Source organism: Sphingobacterium sp. JUb56, assembly GCF_014191365.1.
GTDB classification, from domain to species: domain Bacteria; phylum Bacteroidota; class Bacteroidia; order Sphingobacteriales; family Sphingobacteriaceae; genus Sphingobacterium; species Sphingobacterium anhuiense.
The window spans coordinates 203,861-220,909 of sequence record NZ_JACHWL010000002.1; the positions used below are offsets into that span (position 1 = coordinate 203,861).

Annotated in this window: 11 protein-coding genes; 8 read left to right on the top strand and 3 right to left on the bottom strand. The window is 34.8% G+C overall.

Translation table 11 applies throughout. From position 1 onward, the window contains the following. Nucleotides 1-234: 234 nt before the first annotated feature. The 5 genes from FHR29_RS20405 (at nt 235) to FHR29_RS20425 (ending at nt 9,969) form a co-directional block, all read left to right on the top strand. A complete protein-coding gene (locus tag FHR29_RS20405) occupies nt 235-5,505 on the top strand; it encodes a translocation/assembly module TamB domain-containing protein (protein WP_183916951.1) in 5,271 nt (1,756 codons plus the stop codon). Then, complete coding sequence (locus tag FHR29_RS20410) at nt 5,495-7,798, top strand: BamA/TamA family outer membrane protein (RefSeq protein WP_260292349.1); 2,304 nt, start codon at nt 5,495-5,497, stop codon at nt 7,796-7,798. The genes FHR29_RS20405 and FHR29_RS20410 overlap by 11 nt, the downstream gene beginning before the upstream one ends. A 127-nt stretch (nt 7,799-7,925) precedes the next feature. Continuing rightward, entirely contained in the window at nt 7,926-8,864 is a 939-nt protein-coding gene (locus FHR29_RS20415) for a malate dehydrogenase (protein ID WP_132770832.1), read from the top strand. Between the two features lie 49 nt (nt 8,865-8,913). Further along, nucleotides 8,914-9,441: an AraC family transcriptional regulator gene (locus FHR29_RS20420; RefSeq protein ID WP_260292351.1), complete on the top strand. Its 528-nt coding sequence runs from the start codon at nt 8,914-8,916 to the stop codon at nt 9,439-9,441. Between the two features lie 60 nt (nt 9,442-9,501). After that, nucleotides 9,502-9,969: an aspartyl protease family protein gene (locus tag FHR29_RS20425; RefSeq protein WP_021188476.1), complete on the top strand. Its 468-nt coding sequence runs from the start codon at nt 9,502-9,504 to the stop codon at nt 9,967-9,969. Here FHR29_RS20425 and FHR29_RS20430 read toward each other — a convergent pair. Beyond that, entirely contained in the window at nt 9,931-11,151 is a 1,221-nt protein-coding gene (locus FHR29_RS20430; RefSeq protein WP_021188477.1) for an MFS transporter, read from the bottom strand. The two genes, FHR29_RS20425 and FHR29_RS20430, sit on opposite strands and share 39 nt — an antisense overlap. Before the next feature lie 169 nt (nt 11,152-11,320). Here FHR29_RS20430 and fsa point away from each other — a divergent pair, with 169 nt between their 5' ends. From fsa to rnr, 3 genes are all read left to right on the top strand, one after another. Then, complete coding sequence (gene fsa, locus FHR29_RS20435) at nt 11,321-11,980, top strand: fructose-6-phosphate aldolase (RefSeq protein ID WP_021188478.1); 660 nt, start codon at nt 11,321-11,323, stop codon at nt 11,978-11,980. Between the two features lie 100 nt (nt 11,981-12,080). Next, nucleotides 12,081-12,539, top strand: coding sequence for a Fur family transcriptional regulator (locus tag FHR29_RS20440; RefSeq protein WP_132842779.1), 459 nt, complete (start codon nt 12,081-12,083; stop codon nt 12,537-12,539). A 507-nt stretch (nt 12,540-13,046) separates the two neighbouring features. After that, nucleotides 13,047-15,176, top strand: a complete 2,130-nt coding sequence (rnr, locus tag FHR29_RS20445) for a ribonuclease R (RefSeq protein ID WP_183916957.1) — start codon at nt 13,047-13,049, stop codon at nt 15,174-15,176. 74 nt (nt 15,177-15,250) lie between these two features. Here the strand turns inward: rnr and FHR29_RS20450 are convergent, their stop codons facing one another. Together FHR29_RS20450 and FHR29_RS20455 are read right to left on the bottom strand one after the other, a co-directional pair. Next, a complete protein-coding gene (locus tag FHR29_RS20450) occupies nt 15,251-15,817 on the bottom strand; it encodes a DUF1572 family protein (protein WP_021188481.1) in 567 nt (188 codons plus the stop codon). A gap of 145 nt (nt 15,818-15,962) precedes the next feature. Continuing rightward, on the bottom strand, nt 15,963-16,898 hold the full coding sequence (locus tag FHR29_RS20455; RefSeq protein ID WP_183916959.1) for an MBL fold metallo-hydrolase: 936 nt from the start codon (nt 16,896-16,898) through the stop codon (nt 15,963-15,965). Between the last annotated feature and the right edge of the window lie 151 nt (nt 16,899-17,049).

A 17,049-nucleotide genomic window follows, 5' to 3' on the forward strand; every position in this document is an offset into this window, starting at 1 on the left:
CTAAAAGCCAAACTTAAAAATAGAGGTTGTATACTAGAAATAAGGCACTATTTTTGATTAATTTCGACAACATTACAAATACTTCTCCCTATATTTAGTTCTTGGAGAAAAACTGGAATATCCATCCTTCTTTGTAATAAAATTAAATGTAAAATAGTAAATAAGATATAAACATAATCACTTGTTTTACGTTATAATAATAAATTAAGGTTTATATAAAGACTAAAAAATATTTTGAATAAATTTAGCCGTATCGCATTAAAGACCCTTTTATGGATTATTGGATCTGTCATTGGACTCTTACTTCTCATTATTTTTTTGATTCGACTTCCTTCCGTGCAAAATTTTATTGCCGGAAAAGTAGCCACTTATGTTGAGGGCAAAATTGGCACGCCCTTTCATATTGGTAGCATCAATATTGAATTTCCAAAAAAACTTGTTTTAGAAAACATCTATCTGGAAGATCAATCTAGAGATACATTAGTAGCAGGTGAGGCCATCAAAGTGGACATCAATATGATGAAACTACTAAAAAGTACAGTAGAAATCCAGCAACTGGAGGCTACTGGCATTACCGCAAAAATACGCCGGTCTATGCCTGACAGCAGTTTCAATTTTGACTATATCATAAAAGCATTTGCGAGTCCCGAAAGTACCAAAGCAAAAACTGATACTTCTTCTGCTATGGTATTCAATATGGACAAAGTTATCTTTGATCGTTTTCACGTGGTATATGCCGATGACGTAATTGGTACAAGCGCTGACGTCTATTTGAAACATTTTGATACCAGGATCAAGAAATTTGACTTGACAAAAAATATGGCATTTGATATGCCAAAAGTTACTATTGATGGCTTAAGTGCATTAGTCACACAATGGAATCCTACCCAAGAAGGCGATGGCCCCAGTGTTGAAGATTTTGGAATTACTGATTCCACTGCAATTGCCACTTCTTTATTACCTGATATTGGTATTAATACGGCAGACCTGCGAAATATTAATGTTCGATATGAAGATAAAGCGGGAAAACTGAGAACAAGGTTTGCCATTCAAAAGCTATACGCGGATATCAATAGTATTGATCTTAATAAGGAAATTGTTTCAATAAAAAAGATTAATTTAGAAGGATCTGATTCACAGGTGTTTTTTGATAAAATAGCAAAAATAACTAAACCAGCCGCAGATAAAAATACAACAGCATCAGCACCATCCAAGGTTAATTGGATTGTTTCTGTTTCTGATATCAACATCAATAATACCAATGTATGGTATAAAGATGACAATCAAGCACGGATGAAAGGATTTGATTATTTCAATATTAAAATCCCTGCGATCAATACTGCGATGACTGATTTGTATTATAGCGCAGATTCAATTAGCGGATCGCTAAAATCATTAACAGCAAAAGATCATTCCGGTTTCGAAATTAAAAATCTAAAAGGTGATTTTATCTATACCAATACAGGTGCTGAGATCAAAAATCTGTATGCTGCAACTTCTAAAACATTATTACAAGATTATATTAAAATATCTTATCCTTCTTTAGAGGCTATATCGGAAAAACCTGAATTGCTTACTGTCAATGCCAACATTAAAAAGAGTCATGTTGATATGCGCGATATTTATTACTTTGCTCCGTTCTTGGATACTATGGAGATCATGCATCCGCTCATGAATAAAAAATTCAATATTGACGGAAAAGTAATGGGAAAACTGAACGATCTCAATATCCCACACTTAGATTTCAGCACATTATCGAATACAAAAGTAATTGCCAGTGCTAGACTCAAGGGTCTTCCTAATGTTGATAAGATGTCTATTGACCTTACGCTCAAAAAATTCACAACTGGCCGATCTGATATTGAACAACTTGTTGCCAAATCATTATTTCCTAAAAATCTTGAACTTCCAAATGCAATAGGGCTTACTGGGACATTTAAAGGGGGAATGCAATCATTCAACACCAATTTATCCTTAGTGACGGAAAAAGGAACTGCTAAAGTAAATGGTAAATTTGATATGGCAAAGCGTGATACGACATATGATGCTTACGTATCTATTAAAGACTTTGACATCGGAAAAATTTTGAAACAAGATTCTGTTTTAGGTATCTTATCATTTGAAGCTAACGTAAAAGGGCATGGATTAGATCCTAAAAAAGCGATAGCGAATGTGGACGGAAAACTAATCCGTCTGGATGCTTTAGGATATCAATACCATAATATCGATATGAATATGAATGCTAATGCAGGCGATATCGAAGCTTCAATTAATAGTATTGATCCAAATGTCAAATTCAATTTAAATGCTACCGCTAATATGCATGCAAAATATCCGAAAGTCGATTTTGAACTGATGGTCGATAGCATTAATTTACAGAATTTAAAGTTAATGGATGATGACTTCCGTTATCATGGCAAAATGGTCGGAAATTTTGAAACAGCAGACCCTAATTTCCTGAATGGAGAAGCACATATCATCAATTCTTCTATTGCATACAATAATGACCGCTACACTCTTGATAGTATTTCAATTATCGCTCGTTCGGATAGCAGCTCAAATCTTTTAATGTTAAAATCTGCCTTTTTAAATGCCCATTTAGTTGGTAAATATAAATTAATGGAGCTTGGTACAGCAATACAAGACATTGCACACGTTTATTATCAACCTGGAGCTCCGGTAACTATTCCAAAATACGAAGATCAACAATTTGAATTTTCTGCTCAGTTGACCAGAACAAAATTTATAAAGGACTTCTTACCTGATCTGACTGAAATGAAAGACATCACACTTGATGGTATGTTTAATAGTAAGAACAAGTTAATCCAGGCTAAGCTCGATGCACCAAAAATTGTTTATGCAGGCACAGATATTAATAGTGTGACTTTTGATCTTACAACAGTTGACAGCACCATGTATTATTCTGCTTTGATTAACAAAATAAAAGTTAGCAATATCGAATTGATCAATACGGTACTCAGTGGTAAAGTCATTAAAAATAACTTAGATTTTGGCGTTTGGATTAAAGACAAAAAAGATAAAGAACAGTACCATTTAGGTGCCCATATGAAAGTAGATCGTGGCAACTTTCTTTTTAGCTTACTAGAAGATGGATTAATGCTAAATTATGATAAATGGAATGTCGATAGTACGAATGTTTTATCCTTTGGTAAAGCGGGTATTCAAGCTCATAATTTCATTCTGGAAAACAAGGGACAGTTATTGGAAATTAAATCACAGGATAGTGTTCTGAATTCACCTATAGATCTACTTTTTAAAAATTTCAGAATTGAGACCCTCAGTAAAATGATTGCTGCTGATGACATGAATATTGGTGGTGGTATTAATGGACAAGCAACGATTTCACGCCTTGAAAGTAACCCTGTTTTTGTATCAGATATTGGAATTGATAAATTTTACTTAGGGACGGATACAATTGGAAATGTCAATATTAAAGTTAATAATGAAAAAGAAAACACGTATGCAGCCAATGTCAGTATTACTGAAAATGGTAATAACGTCAGTTTAATCGGAGAGTTTATAAGTCCTCCAACCGGAGAAGCTACTTTTGATGCTACGCTCAACATTGCTCCTTTAAAAATGAAGACAATCCAAGCTTTCAGCTTTGGGTACTTAAAAGAATCTAAAGGGGATGTCCAAGGAGAGCTTAAAATATCCGGGACGACTGATAGACCTGTTATCAACGGTGATCTGAATTTTAATGGTGCTGAATTTAATGTTGCTATGCTTAATGCGGCGTTCTTAATTGATAACGAAAAAATTAGTTTTGATAATAGGGGAATCTCTTTATCCAATTTCAACATAAAAGATAAAAAAGGCAATACTGGTGATTTGAATGGTACCATTTTAACTAAAAACTATACAGATTATGACTTTAATTTGAATCTTAAGACTGATAACTTTGAAGTTGTGAATTCGACTCGGGAGGATAATGATCTGTTCTTTGGTAAAATGTACGTTTCTTCTGATCTACGTATAAGAGGCACATTGGATAAACCTGTTGTCGATGGAAATATCAAAGTTCAAGATAAAACGGATTTTGTATTCATTATGCCGAATGATGACCCTGGAATGGTGGAGCGAAAAGGTGTCGTAGAATTTGTTGATAAAAGTGATACAACAAGAGCAAATGTTTTTGCAAAATTGGATTCACTAACAACAACAAAATTAACAGGAATCGATGTGACGCTGAATCTTCAAACTGACAAGAATGCTAAATTCAAAGTTATTCTTGACGAAGGATCTCAGGACGCCTTAAACATCCAAGGTGAAGCTGAATTAAATGCAGGTATCGATGCGAGTAACAAAATCACCATGTCGGGAACTTATACGGTCGACAAAGGAAGTTATTCGTTTTCTTTTGGACCTGTGAAACGTGAGTTCTTATTTAAAGAAGGAAGTACAATTACATGGGCAGGAGACCCGCTAGATGCGCGAATGGATATCACTGCAGTATACAAAGTCAAAGCCCCTACCCTTGAGCTAGTACAAACTCAACTTGGAGCAGATAACTCTAATCTATACAAACAGCGAGTACCATTTAATGTCAATTTATTAATCACAGAAAAGTTATTCGAGCCTAAACTAGGCTTTGATATTGATCTGGATGAAAATAACGCCATTGCGTCTCAAGATGTGGTGAGTAAAGTCAATAATGCCCTTTCACAAATACGAACAGACCCTTCTGAAATGAATAAGCAGGTTTTCTCATTGATCGTATTAGGACGCTTTTTGGCTTCTAATCCATTTGAAAGTTTATCTGGTGGTGGCGGTGTCGAATCTATGGCTCGTAATAGTGTGAGTTCATTACTAACGTCACAGTTAAACCGACTAGCTTCGGATTTAATTAAAGGAGTGGAATTAGATTTTGACTTACAATCCGAGCAGGATTTTACAACTGGAGTTGGGGAAACACGTACCGATTTAAATATTGGTGTTTCAAAAATGCTATTTAACGACCGTTTGAAAATCACTATAGGTTCGAATTTTGAAGTTGAAGGGAATTCAAGACCTGGAGAGCAGGCTGCGAATATTGCCGGAGATATTAGTCTAGATTACCAACTGTCTCAAGATGGTCGCTATTTCGCTCGCGTATATCGGAAAAACCAATATCAGGTAACACTTCAGGGCCAATATGTTGAAACAGGTATTGGGTTTATCATCAATATGAGCTACAATAAATTCAGAGAAATTTGGATGAATTCTAAAAAATTAAATGAATATAATACCCGAAGCAAAAATTTCCGTAAACGTTTTGACGTCGAACGTATGGAAACCGATTCCGTTTACAGGGATAGCGTCCGCTTTGCAATTCGAGATAGCATGATGCGTAACGATCCTAAGAAATATAAAGAACGTTACTTGGATAGAAAACAAATCCAGCAAACCAAACCAAGCAATAAGACTGATTCAACGAATCAGAAAACAGATACAATAGGAGAAAAAGTGATTAGAAATGAAGAAAGGGAGAATAATGAAAAATAGCAATCAATTTATAGCTTTTGTTGTATTTATAGGGTTTTTCATTGCTTCTTGTTCGACCACAAAAAATTTAAAAGAGGGTCAGTCCTTATATGTGGATGGCCATGTCGATATTGAATCGGATACGATTTCTAAAGAACATAAAAAGGCCTTAGCTACGCATCTGGAACAGGTATTAATGCCTAAACCCAATAAGACACTTTTTGGATGGCGTTACAAACTAGCTTTTAACAACATGGCTGGTGATTCAGTTGGAAAAAACTTCATTCGCAGACAACTAAAAAAAATGGGTGAAGAACCCGTTTTATTGAGTGATGTAAATAGGGAATATAATGAAAACCTGTTAAGAAATCGACTTGAAAATATTGGTTTCTTTAATGCAGAGGTAAAGTCTGACACTACAATTAAGGATAAAGAAGCGACCATACACTATATTGCGACGACTAATCTGATTTATAAAATAAAATCTGTTACGTTTAATGTAGACAGTACGATACAGCTTGGCCGAGATATACTCCTATCTCGTGATAAGTCTCTTTTAAAGGTTGGTAAGCATTATAGTTTAGATGATATCCTGAATGAACGAGATCGGATTGATAATGAACTTAAAAATATTGGGTACTATTATTTCAGTCCCGACTATATATTGGTGGAAGCAGATAGTACAATTGGAGATAATAAAGTCAATTTATATGTCACTATTAAACCTGAAACACCTGTTATAGCTAAATCACCATCCAAGATAAATAATATATACATCTATCCAAATTATACGGACGAAGGTACAGGATATCAACGTGCTCCACGTAATGCGCAATTATTCGATAGTTCATATTACTTTATAGATCCAAAAAATACCTTTAGAAAACCCGTTATAGCTAACCATATTTTCTTTAAAAAAGGAGATCGTTATAATCGCGGTGCCCATAATAAAACAATCAGTCATCTTGTAAATCTAAATAGCTTCAAATTTGTTAAAAACAACTTTGTTGATAGTAAAGATGTCAAAAACGGACTAGATGTATATTACTATCTTACTCCTCTTCCTAAGAAATCTATTCGTCTCGAATTGTTAGGAAAAATGGCTTCGGTATATAATGGCTCCGAACTTAATGTGAACTGGCAATTACGCAATGCCTTTAGAGGTGCCGAACTGTTAAGTCTAAATGTGTTTGGTGGATACGAAACACAGACCGGTGGAAGTGTAAGTCTAAACTCAAGCTATTATCGCTATGGTGCAGATCTTACTTTAACGTTTCCCCGTATTCTTTCGCCTTTCAAAATAAATCCCAGTCGTAGATTTATACCAAAAACCTACATCAAAACGGGATTTGAATTCTTAAATAGAACTCGAGCATATACATTACGATCTCTAAAACTGGACTATGGTTATATCTGGCAGGAATCTGAAGAGAAACAACATGATTTGGGACTATTGGAGATTACATATGTACAGCCCAGTCGTATTTCAGATGAATATAAAGCCCAGATGGATACGGTACCAACGCTAAAACATGCTATAGAACCACAGTTTACTATTGGTCCAAATTATAATTTTACTTTATCCAATATGATGAACAAAAATCTAAAAAACACCTTTTATTTTAAAGGAAATTTAGATTTATCTGGTAATGTATTGGGATTGATAAAAGGTGCCAACTACAATGAGGGTAAAACATTTAAATTATTCAACGCTTATTTTTCTCAATATATTAAGGCAAGTGGTGATGGTAGACATTATTTAAAACTAAGCGAAAATTCACAATTAGCATCGCGAGTCAGTTTAGGTCTAAGTTACTCTTATGGTAACTCCCGTGCTTTACCCTATCTAAAACAGTATTATGTGGGTGGTCCAAACAGTATTCGCGCTTTTGCTGCTCGAGCAATTGGTCCAGGAACTTTAAAACCTCAAAACATTGGGACCAATAAGTTCTATGCTGATCAAACTGGAGATATAAAATTGGAAATGAGTACAGAATATCGTGCTAAATTGGCTGGTTTTGTCCATTGGGCGGCGTTTATTGATGCCGGTAATGTGTGGCTACAAAATACAGATGATGAAAAGCCCGGAGCAAAATTTAGCAAAGATTTCTTGACTGAATTAGCTGTCGGTGGCGGTTTAGGTTTAAGATTTGACTTTACTTTTCTTATATTAAGAACAGATTTTGCTATTCCATTCCGTATTCCATATTTGGATAAAGGAGAGCGTTGGGTCTTGAAAGATATTGATTTAGGAAGTAGCAGATGGCGCAAGGACAACTTAATGTTTAATTTAGCTATTGGCTATCCATTTTAATAAAAAGGAGAACGAAAGTTCTCCTTTTTATTTCCTATCATTTTTTATACAACTTAATTGCTTTCCTACTATTTATTGAGTAAATTCAAAGAAAAATTAATGTCTAAGGACCAAAATTAAAAGGCTTATGAAAGTTACAATAGTTGGTGCAGGAGCAGTTGGAGCGACAACTGCAGATAATTTAATCAGAAGAGAGGTTGCTGAAGAAATCATCCTTTTAGATATCAAGGAAGGGTTTGCTGAAGGTAAGGCACAAGATATGTCACAGACTGCTGCTTTATTGGGATTCGACTCAAAAATAATAGGTGTAACGAATGATTATAGTGCAACCGCAGGCTCCACTGTTGCAGTTATTACTTCAGGAATTCCTAGAAAACCGGGCATGACCAGAGAAGAACTAATCGGCACTAATGCAAATATTGTTAAAACAGTAGTTGATAATTTGATAAAACATTCTCCTGAGGTCATTATTATTATTGTTTCAAATCCAATGGATACCATGACATATTTGGCTTTAAAAAGCTCTGGTCTTCCAAAAAATAGAATCATAGGTATGGGGGGAACATTGGATTCTGCAAGATTTAAATATCAGCTAAGTCAAAAATTAAACGCTTCTGCAAGTGACCTTAATGCAATTGTTGTCGGCGGTCACGGCGATACGACCATGATTCCTCTGATCAAACATGCCACATGGAATAGTATTCCTGTAACTGATTTTTTAACTGAGGAGGAGCAAGAAGAAATTATTCAGAAAACAATGGTAGGCGGTGCAACTTTGACATCCTTAATCGGAACCTCTGCATGGTATGCTCCTGGGGCAGCTACTGCAGCTGTAGTTGAAAGTATCGTTAGAAATCAAAATAAGCTTTTCACAGCAAGTGTATTTTTGGATGGAGAATTTGGATTATCGGATATCAATTTAGGTGTTCCAGTCATCATCAATAAAAATGGATGGGATAAAATTGTACCTTTGAAGCTTTCGGAAGAGGAAAAGCAAAAACTACACAAAAGTGCGGATGCTGTTCGAAACATGAATAATGTACTAAAAGATATTAACGTTTTATAAAAATAATATGCAACTCTTTATTAAAAATATGGTCTGCAATAGATGTAAGATGGCTGTAGAAAATATATTTAAAGAGTTGCATATCCCTTATCATGATCTACAACTAGGTGTTGTTACGTTGGACCATTCACTACAGCCTGAACAACGAAAGAAAATGAAGGAAAATCTGCATGCTATTGGTTTTGAATTAATCGATGATAAAAACACGCGTCTTATTGAAAAAATAAAATTGCTGATCATCGATTATACACGCTATCCTTATAACTATCTGAATAAAAATTTATCAGATATATTAAGTGATCATTTACATGTTGAATACAGCTCTTTAAGTGCCCTCTTCTCTTCTGTAGCAAGTATCAGTATTGAAAAATATGCAATCTTCCAAAAAATAGAATATATTAAGGAGTTATTAATTTACGATGAACTTTCATTAGCTGAAATCGCTGAAAAACTTAATTATTCAAGCACCGCATATCTCAGCAATCAATTCAAAAAAAACACAGGTTTAACACCAACGCAGTTTAAAAATTTAAATAATCCTACCGCTTTACGGCAAACTTTAGATCAAGTGCATTAATATATCTAAATAAAGATACTTTAACTTTCATGAAGCACATATTTTTTCTATGTTTGGAATATGGCAATCATCCCCTTACAGATTTTACAATTACAGGAGCAAGGCACTCATATTTTAATAGAGGTCACTTTATACGAAACTACCCATTTAATGGTTTTAGATACTGGAGCTTCAAAGACTGTTTTTGATAAAAACCAATTAGAAAAAATTCACACAGACCAATTCCAATTAGAAAGTACCGATACGCTTTCAACAGGTTTGGGCACGAATAACATGGAAAGTTTTTTGATTCATATTCCTCTTTTTAAAATCCATGATTGGAAAATAAAAAATTATAGGGCTGCAGTTCTTGACCTCAGTTCTATTAACTATGCTTACGAACAGATGAATCTACGTCCTGTGATTGGAGTGATCGGAGGAGATATTTTAGCTCCTTATGGCGCAGTGATTGATTACAAAAAGAAAACGCTTAAATTACTCAAGAGAAAGTTAAAACTTAAAGAGCCTTTTATGAATATGCAAACGTAAATATAGATAATAAGATAAAGCAATCAAAACACCTGCTCCACCCATAAAATATAAGACACTACGTAATCCGAAATAGCTTGCTAGAGCCCCTATAAGCAAACTACCTATAGGGAAAATACCTTGAAATGCCATTACATAATAAGAAATTGCTCGTGCTCTATAGATCGGCATCGCATGCGTCTGTATATACGTATTAATACTGGAGTTCTGCATCATCATAGCGAAAGAAACGATCGCCGTATATAAAAGAGCAAGAACTAAAACAGATGAATGCCCGAGTAAAAACAAGGCGGCTCCCATTAACAGTGCTGCGCCCATTACTTGGTAGCGCATATTAGTTCCTGATTTTAGCCGTGCCATATTAATCGCTCCTATCATTGCCCCAAGACCAGCTGCACTTTCAAACCATGAAAATGTACCTGCATCGCCATTAAACATTTCTTTTGCTACAGCAGGTAATAAAGAAGTATATGGAATTACTAATAAGCTAGAAAAAGTCATCACTATAATAAGCGAAAAAATATGGGGCGATCTTTTCAAATAGTAAAACCCTTCGACCAAGCCCTGCCAATTACTTCCTTTGCTTAAGCTTGCTGTACTTTCTGTGACATTCATCATCCATAAAGTAATCAAAACAGGGATAAAACTCAGAAAATTACTACTGAAACACATCATTTCACCGTATGTACTCAATAATATACCACCAATAGCCGGACCAACCATACGCGCTGCATTAAATATAGAAGAATTTAGTGCTATTGCATTAGGCAGATCTTTTCTATTATCTACTAGATGTACCATCAACGATTGTCTTCCCAACACATCGAAAGCGTTGATCACTCCTTGTGCAAATCCCAAAATAGACAACCACAATACTGTTTCCATCTTCAGGTACACTAAAAGTGTTAAGATTCCTGCTTGAATCATTAGACCTATTTGTGTAATAAAAACAAGCTTATACTTTTTATGTTTATCTACAAAGCTTCCAATAAAGGGAGATAATACCAAAGAAGGAAGCAGGGAGATGAAAGATACAAAACCTAACCAGAAAACAGAATCTGTTAACTTATATACTAACCAACTTATAGCAACACGTTGCATCCATGTGCCCATCAATGAGATTGCCTGGCCAATTATATGTAATCTAAAATTTGGATACTGAAGCGAACGAAATATCTGCATATCAATGAATAATAGAAGTAAATGAAAGGAATGATCTAAAATGAACAGTAATGACTAAGCAATATTTGTGCAGTAATTTCATTTCTGCACAAGATTAGTGAATTTTAATCGATAACTTTGCCACTTAATGGTAAATAAACCAAACAATTAACAATCAATTCAATACAAGATGAAATTTTTTATTGACACAGCAAACTTAGAACAAATCAAAGAAGCACAAGATTTAGGTGTATTAGACGGGGTAACAACAAACCCAAGTTTAATGGCTAAAGAAGGAATCAGTGGTGACGAGAATGTAATCAATCATTACAAAGCGATCTGTGCTATCGTAGATGGCGATGTAAGTGCGGAGGTAATTTCTACAAACTACGAAGAAATGATCAAAGAAGGAGAAGCACTTGCAAAGTTAGATGACAAGATTGTTGTTAAAGTTCCTATGATCAAAGATGGTATCAAGGCAATTAAATATTTCAGCAAAAAAGGAATCAAAACAAATTGTACTTTGGTTTTCTCTGCAGGTCAGGCACTCCTAGCTGCAAAAGCTGGAGCTACTTATGTTTCACCTTTCATTGGTCGTTTAGATGATATTTCTACAGATGGTTTAGGACTTATCGAAGAGATCCGTTTAATCTATGATAACTACAGTTTCCCAACACAGATCTTAGCAGCTTCGGTACGTAACAGTGCGCACATTTTAGGTTGTGCTAAGATTGGAGCTGATGTGATGACGGGTCCTTTATCTGCAATCACAGCTTTATTAAAACACCCATTAACAGATAGTGGCCTTGCTACTTTCTTGGCTGACCACGCGAAGGCGGCAGGAAAATAAAATCGATATAAAACGACTTTAAAGAAACGGTCAGAAACGAGTATGAATAACTTGTTTCTGACCGTTTTTTTATATTAGAATAATGATGTATTTTTGTATTATGAGTAAAGAGCAACAACAGGAAAAAACAGTACATGAGCGTGTCGATTTTACAACTTTACTAAAACAATATCAGCTTAAGGTTACACAGCCTAGACTGCGAACTTTAGAAGTTATATCGACTAAGAAATCAGCCATTTCACAACCAGAGCTCGAAAAATTAATCGGTAAAGAAATTGATCGTGTCACCCTCTATCGCGTGTTAGCTTCATTTGAGGAGAAGGGAATATTGCATAAAATTTTTGATCTAAATGGTACAGCTACTTACGCCCTCTGTTCGACCAACTGCTCCGAGCACAATCATCATGACCAACATGTGCACTTTATCTGTAGAAACTGTAACTCCGTATTTTGCATGGATGAAATCACACTTCCAAATTTCAACATTCCGGAAGGTTACAAACTTGAAGCCGTAGCGATAAATGCACTGGGTCTTTGTGATCAATGTCAGGAAAAATAATCAAAAACAAAATTTCACTGAATAAGAAGGAAGGTACCAACATTTCTGAAAACCTTTACTTTGCACGTGCTTCTCATCAATCCTGATGCTAAAGTCCTTTCTTATCGTCAACTAAAATTTATCAAAAAAAAACCTAACTAATTGACACAGATTGTTTTATTAAATTTTAATAAATAAGAATTTGATAAAAACACATTTAGCAAAATATTAAAAATCGAGCAGAACCTGAAAGTATATTGTTTATCAACATTACAAATAATGACTCATTAAGCTATTTAATATTTAATACACTGTTTATCAAAATATTAAATAAGCTAAATAGAATTAAATATACACTTAATTCTATAACCAAAACAAAGAACATTTATATATCCACAATTTCGGATTAATATTTGTATATTGTATGTGATAAGACATCGGGAATAGCCTAAATAGCAATGGTATTATATTGCAAACTACAGTAGCCTTCTCCCCCACTTACAACACGATAAAAGTAAATAAAAACGTATGACGACAAAAAAAGAAAACCCGTACCAAGAGGTTTTAACACAGCTCATCATCGACATCTTCGAGAAGTCAAACAACAAGCCACTCAACTATAAACAAGTCGCATCAAAGCTGAACGTTCACGATTCAGATTCAAAAATAGCAATCGCCAACATTCTGACTGACCATCCAAGAAACAGCCCTTTTTTAGAGGTTGAGAAGGGTAAATTCAAACTTCGTCAACTTAAAGTTTACGTGACTGGAAAAGTCGATATGACTGCTGAAGGATCGGCTTATATTATACCTCAAGACGAATTTGAGAATGATATCTTTGTGGCGCCTAGAAAATTACGTCAAGCACTGCATGGAGATATTGTTAAAGTACATACTTTTGAGAAGAGCAGAGGCCGTAAAAAAGAAGGAGAAGTTGTTGAAATTATACAGCGTGCAAAAACAGATTTCACAGGTATTATCAATCTTTCTCAAAACTTCGCATTCTTTATTGCAGACGATAGAAAGATGTTGCATGATATTTTTATACCGCTTGATAATCTTGAGGGTGCTAAGGATGGAGAAAAGGTGGTAGTCTCTATTATTGACTGGCCACAAGGTGCAAAAAATCCGATTGGCAAAGTCAAGACTATTTTAGGTAAAAAAGGAGAAAACAACACGGAAATGAATGCTATATTGGCAGACTACGGATTTCCATTAAAGTTTCCTAAAAAAGTTGAAGAAGAGGCAAATGCTTTACCAGAGACCTGCTCTAATGAAGAAATTGCAAAACGCAGGGATTTTAGGGCAATCACCACATTTACAATTGATCCTGCTGATGCAAAAGATTTCGATGATGCAATTTCTTTTCAGCAATTAGAAAATGGGAATTATGAAATCGGAGTCCATATTGCCGATGTTTCGCACTATGTTATTCCAGAGACTGAACTGGACAAAGAAGCATACGAAAGAGGTACTTCAGTATATCTTGTCGATAGGGTAATCCCCATGCTTCCAGAGCGACTTTCCAATGGTGTATGTTCATTACGACCACATGAGGATAAACTTTGTTTCTCAGCGGTCTTTGAGCTTGATGAAAAGGCAAATGTTGTAGAGCAATGGTTTGGAAGAACTATCATTCATTCTGATCGACGCTTTTCTTACGAAGAAGCTCAAGAAGTTATTGAAACAAAAACAGGAGATTTTTCTTCAGAGATACTAAAACTAAATGAACTTGCTTATATTCTTCGTGAGCGCAAATTTAAAAATGGTGCAATTGCATTTGAAAGTGAAGAAGTAAAATTCACGTTGGATGAGAACGGTAAACCAACGGGGGTCTATACCAAAGTAAGAAAAGATGCGCATAAACTCATTGAAGATTTCATGCTTTTAGCCAATAGAAAAGTTGCTGAATACATTGGGAAACAGGGAAAAGGAAAAAATAAACTACCATTTGTTTATCGTTTTCACGATGTCCCGAATCCAGAGACATTAACTACATTTTCTCAATTTGCTGCTCGGTTCGGGCATAAGTTAACGATCAAATCTGACAAAGAAACTGCAAAATCTCTCAATGCTTTAATGACTAAAATTGAAGGCAGTAAAGAGCAAAATATGTTAACATCCTTGGCGATTCGTTCGATGGCAAAAGCGATCTATACGACAAAAGGAACAAGTCATTATGGTCTTTCATTTGATTATTATACGCACTTCACTTCACCTATTCGCCGATATCCTGATGTAATGGTACATAGATTATTAGCATACTATTTAAGTGGAGGTGATAAAATCAATGCCGATCATTATGAAAAAATGTGTGAACACACTTCACAAATGGAGAAGAAGGCAGCAGAAGCCGAACGTGCTTCAATTAAATATAAACAAGCTGAATTTTTACAGGAACAAATCGGGACTGAATATACAGGAATTATCTCTGGTGTAACTGAATGGGGTATGTATGTAGAAATTGAAACCAACAAATGCGAAGGTATGGTTAGATTACGAGACATTAACGACGACTTTTATGTATTAGACGAAAAGAACTTTGCAATCATAGGTCAACGCAAGAAAAAGAAATATCAATTAGGTGACGAAGTACAGATCAAAGTTAAAAAGGTTGATCTTGACAAACGTCAAATCGATTTTACTTTAATCAGTTAAGTCATATTAAAATACAATGGACGCCTCCAATCAAGTAAAACACTTTTTTGGGGGCTTTTCATTTCAAAGAGAAACTAACCATCCAAATGTCTTAACATCTCATCTGTAAAATGCTCAATATGCCTAGTCTGCGTAAATTTAACAGCATTAAAAACTTCTGATTCGCCTTTCGGGATGGATAATGACTTCCAATTATTCCCTTTCATCATTTTTCCCAACATAACAATTTGTCCTACATGATAGGGATAATGAGCCAATTGTCGATTAATTGCTTCTACGACTGTATGGCCCTGATTACGGATATAAATTAGCTTTCCTAGATCTTCAAATTCCAAACACTTCAAGGTGTTAAATAAATTGTCCCATGCTTCATTCCACTCCCGAAACAACCTATTCTTGTCCTGATCCACCAATTCAAACTCTGCATCACGATTTCTCCATTCTTTTTCACCATCAGAAGTAAGAAAATCTGTAAAACGAGACTTCATATTACCGGATATATGCTGAATAAGTACAGCTACACTATTACTTTCATCATTGTAGCGCCAAAATAACTGGCTATCACTTAACTGATTCAAAGTACTATCAACTAAATGCTTATAATACAAAAACAATTTTTGAACATCCTCTAAATAATTCATAACAATCTGATTTACAAAATAAAACAATCTCTCATACACCTTCCAATTATTCTTAAATCTAAGTAGAAAAATTCACTTTTTTTTAGGTAAAACACAAAAATTGACATTCAATTGAAAAAAACATAGCCATCATTAATAGTATATTTTAAAAAACCATTCGTTTTCCTTGCTCCGGAAAAATAAAATTAACTTTATTAGAATTATTTTCCAGCAATTGCCGTTTAATCGTGTCAACATTATCGGAAACAGGCTTCATATGGGTAACAATAACATTTAAACCTTGTACCATATCTCTTCCGGTAAAACTTGCTAGCTTTCCCAATTCCTGGTTTAAAAGTTGAGGTGTTAAATGTCCAAAAAGTGATTTTTCTGGTTGAGCATTAGGAAATGAAACTTCAATCATTAAAGCTTTCAATCGTCGTGATTTAATTATGGGTGCTATAGATTGCCATAAATTTTCAAGATTTGTGACCTTTTCCACACGGTCTGCTCCTGTATCTCCTAGGTATACGATAGAACTGTCGCCTATAGTTACTAAAACTGCTGAACTCTTCATCGGGTTCACATGGCTTAAATCAAAAGCCTGAATAGTCATTCCGGTATTTGTTACCGTATCGATCTGACCAATTTTTAAACGTTTATATTGATATTTCCGTATGGGTAAATCACCTTCATTAGCAAAATTAGCCCATGTATCGTTTATAAAATAATGCGCTTTCAATACATCTATCATTGCTGCTGTTGCGTAAATATTTTTTGCAGCATCTGAGGGAGAATTGATTATCATCCCTGCCAGATGATCAAGATGTCCGTGCGAGATGAAGTACCCTTTGATATAATCTCGCAATACCCTGCCTGCTGGAGCCTCAAATGTTTTTAAGGTTATTGCTTTTCGAATTCCAGCATTTATAGTACCGGCATCTAGCGCTAAATACGCATTTGCCTTATACTTACCAATCAAGTATGAAGATAGATTATCTTCATGATCTCCTCCATAAACTCCCAAAGGCACTACTTCAAATGTCTGACTATATACTTTAGAACACAACAGAGTCAGCGTAAGCAGGATGATTTTTTTCATATTGATACTTTCTATTTTGATAAACGATACAAAAATATCATAAAAACATGAACGCAATTTCATGTTTTATGATATTGTCTAAAAAATAAAATGGAACAAAATTTAATAGGTGAAATAAATTATTTTGTTCAGATTTGCAGTTTACAAGTTA

Bases quoted from the DNA above. Each gene is read 5' to 3' on its own strand.
- FHR29_RS20450 (WP_021188481.1), bottom strand. From the start codon at position 15,817: ATGAATTATTTAGAGGATGTTCAAAAATTGTTTTTGTATTATAAGCAT.
- FHR29_RS20425 (WP_021188476.1), top strand. From the start codon at position 9,502: ATGGCAATCATCCCCTTACAGATTTTACAATTACAGGAGCAAGGCACT.
- rnr (WP_183916957.1), top strand. From the start codon at position 13,047: ATGACGACAAAAAAAGAAAACCCGTACCAAGAGGTTTTAACACAGCTC.
- FHR29_RS20430 (WP_021188477.1), bottom strand. From the start codon at position 11,151: ATGCAGATATTTCGTTCGCTTCAGTATCCAAATTTTAGATTACATATA.
- FHR29_RS20440 (WP_132842779.1), top strand. From the start codon at position 12,081: ATGAGTAAAGAGCAACAACAGGAAAAAACAGTACATGAGCGTGTCGAT.
- FHR29_RS20455 (WP_183916959.1), bottom strand. From the start codon at position 16,898: ATGAAAAAAATCATCCTGCTTACGCTGACTCTGTTGTGTTCTAAAGTA.
- FHR29_RS20415 (WP_132770832.1), top strand. From the start codon at position 7,926: ATGAAAGTTACAATAGTTGGTGCAGGAGCAGTTGGAGCGACAACTGCA.
- fsa (WP_021188478.1), top strand. From the start codon at position 11,321: ATGAAATTTTTTATTGACACAGCAAACTTAGAACAAATCAAAGAAGCA.
- FHR29_RS20420 (WP_260292351.1), top strand. From the start codon at position 8,914: ATGGCTGTAGAAAATATATTTAAAGAGTTGCATATCCCTTATCATGAT.
- FHR29_RS20410 (WP_260292349.1), top strand. From the start codon at position 5,495: ATGAAAAATAGCAATCAATTTATAGCTTTTGTTGTATTTATAGGGTTT.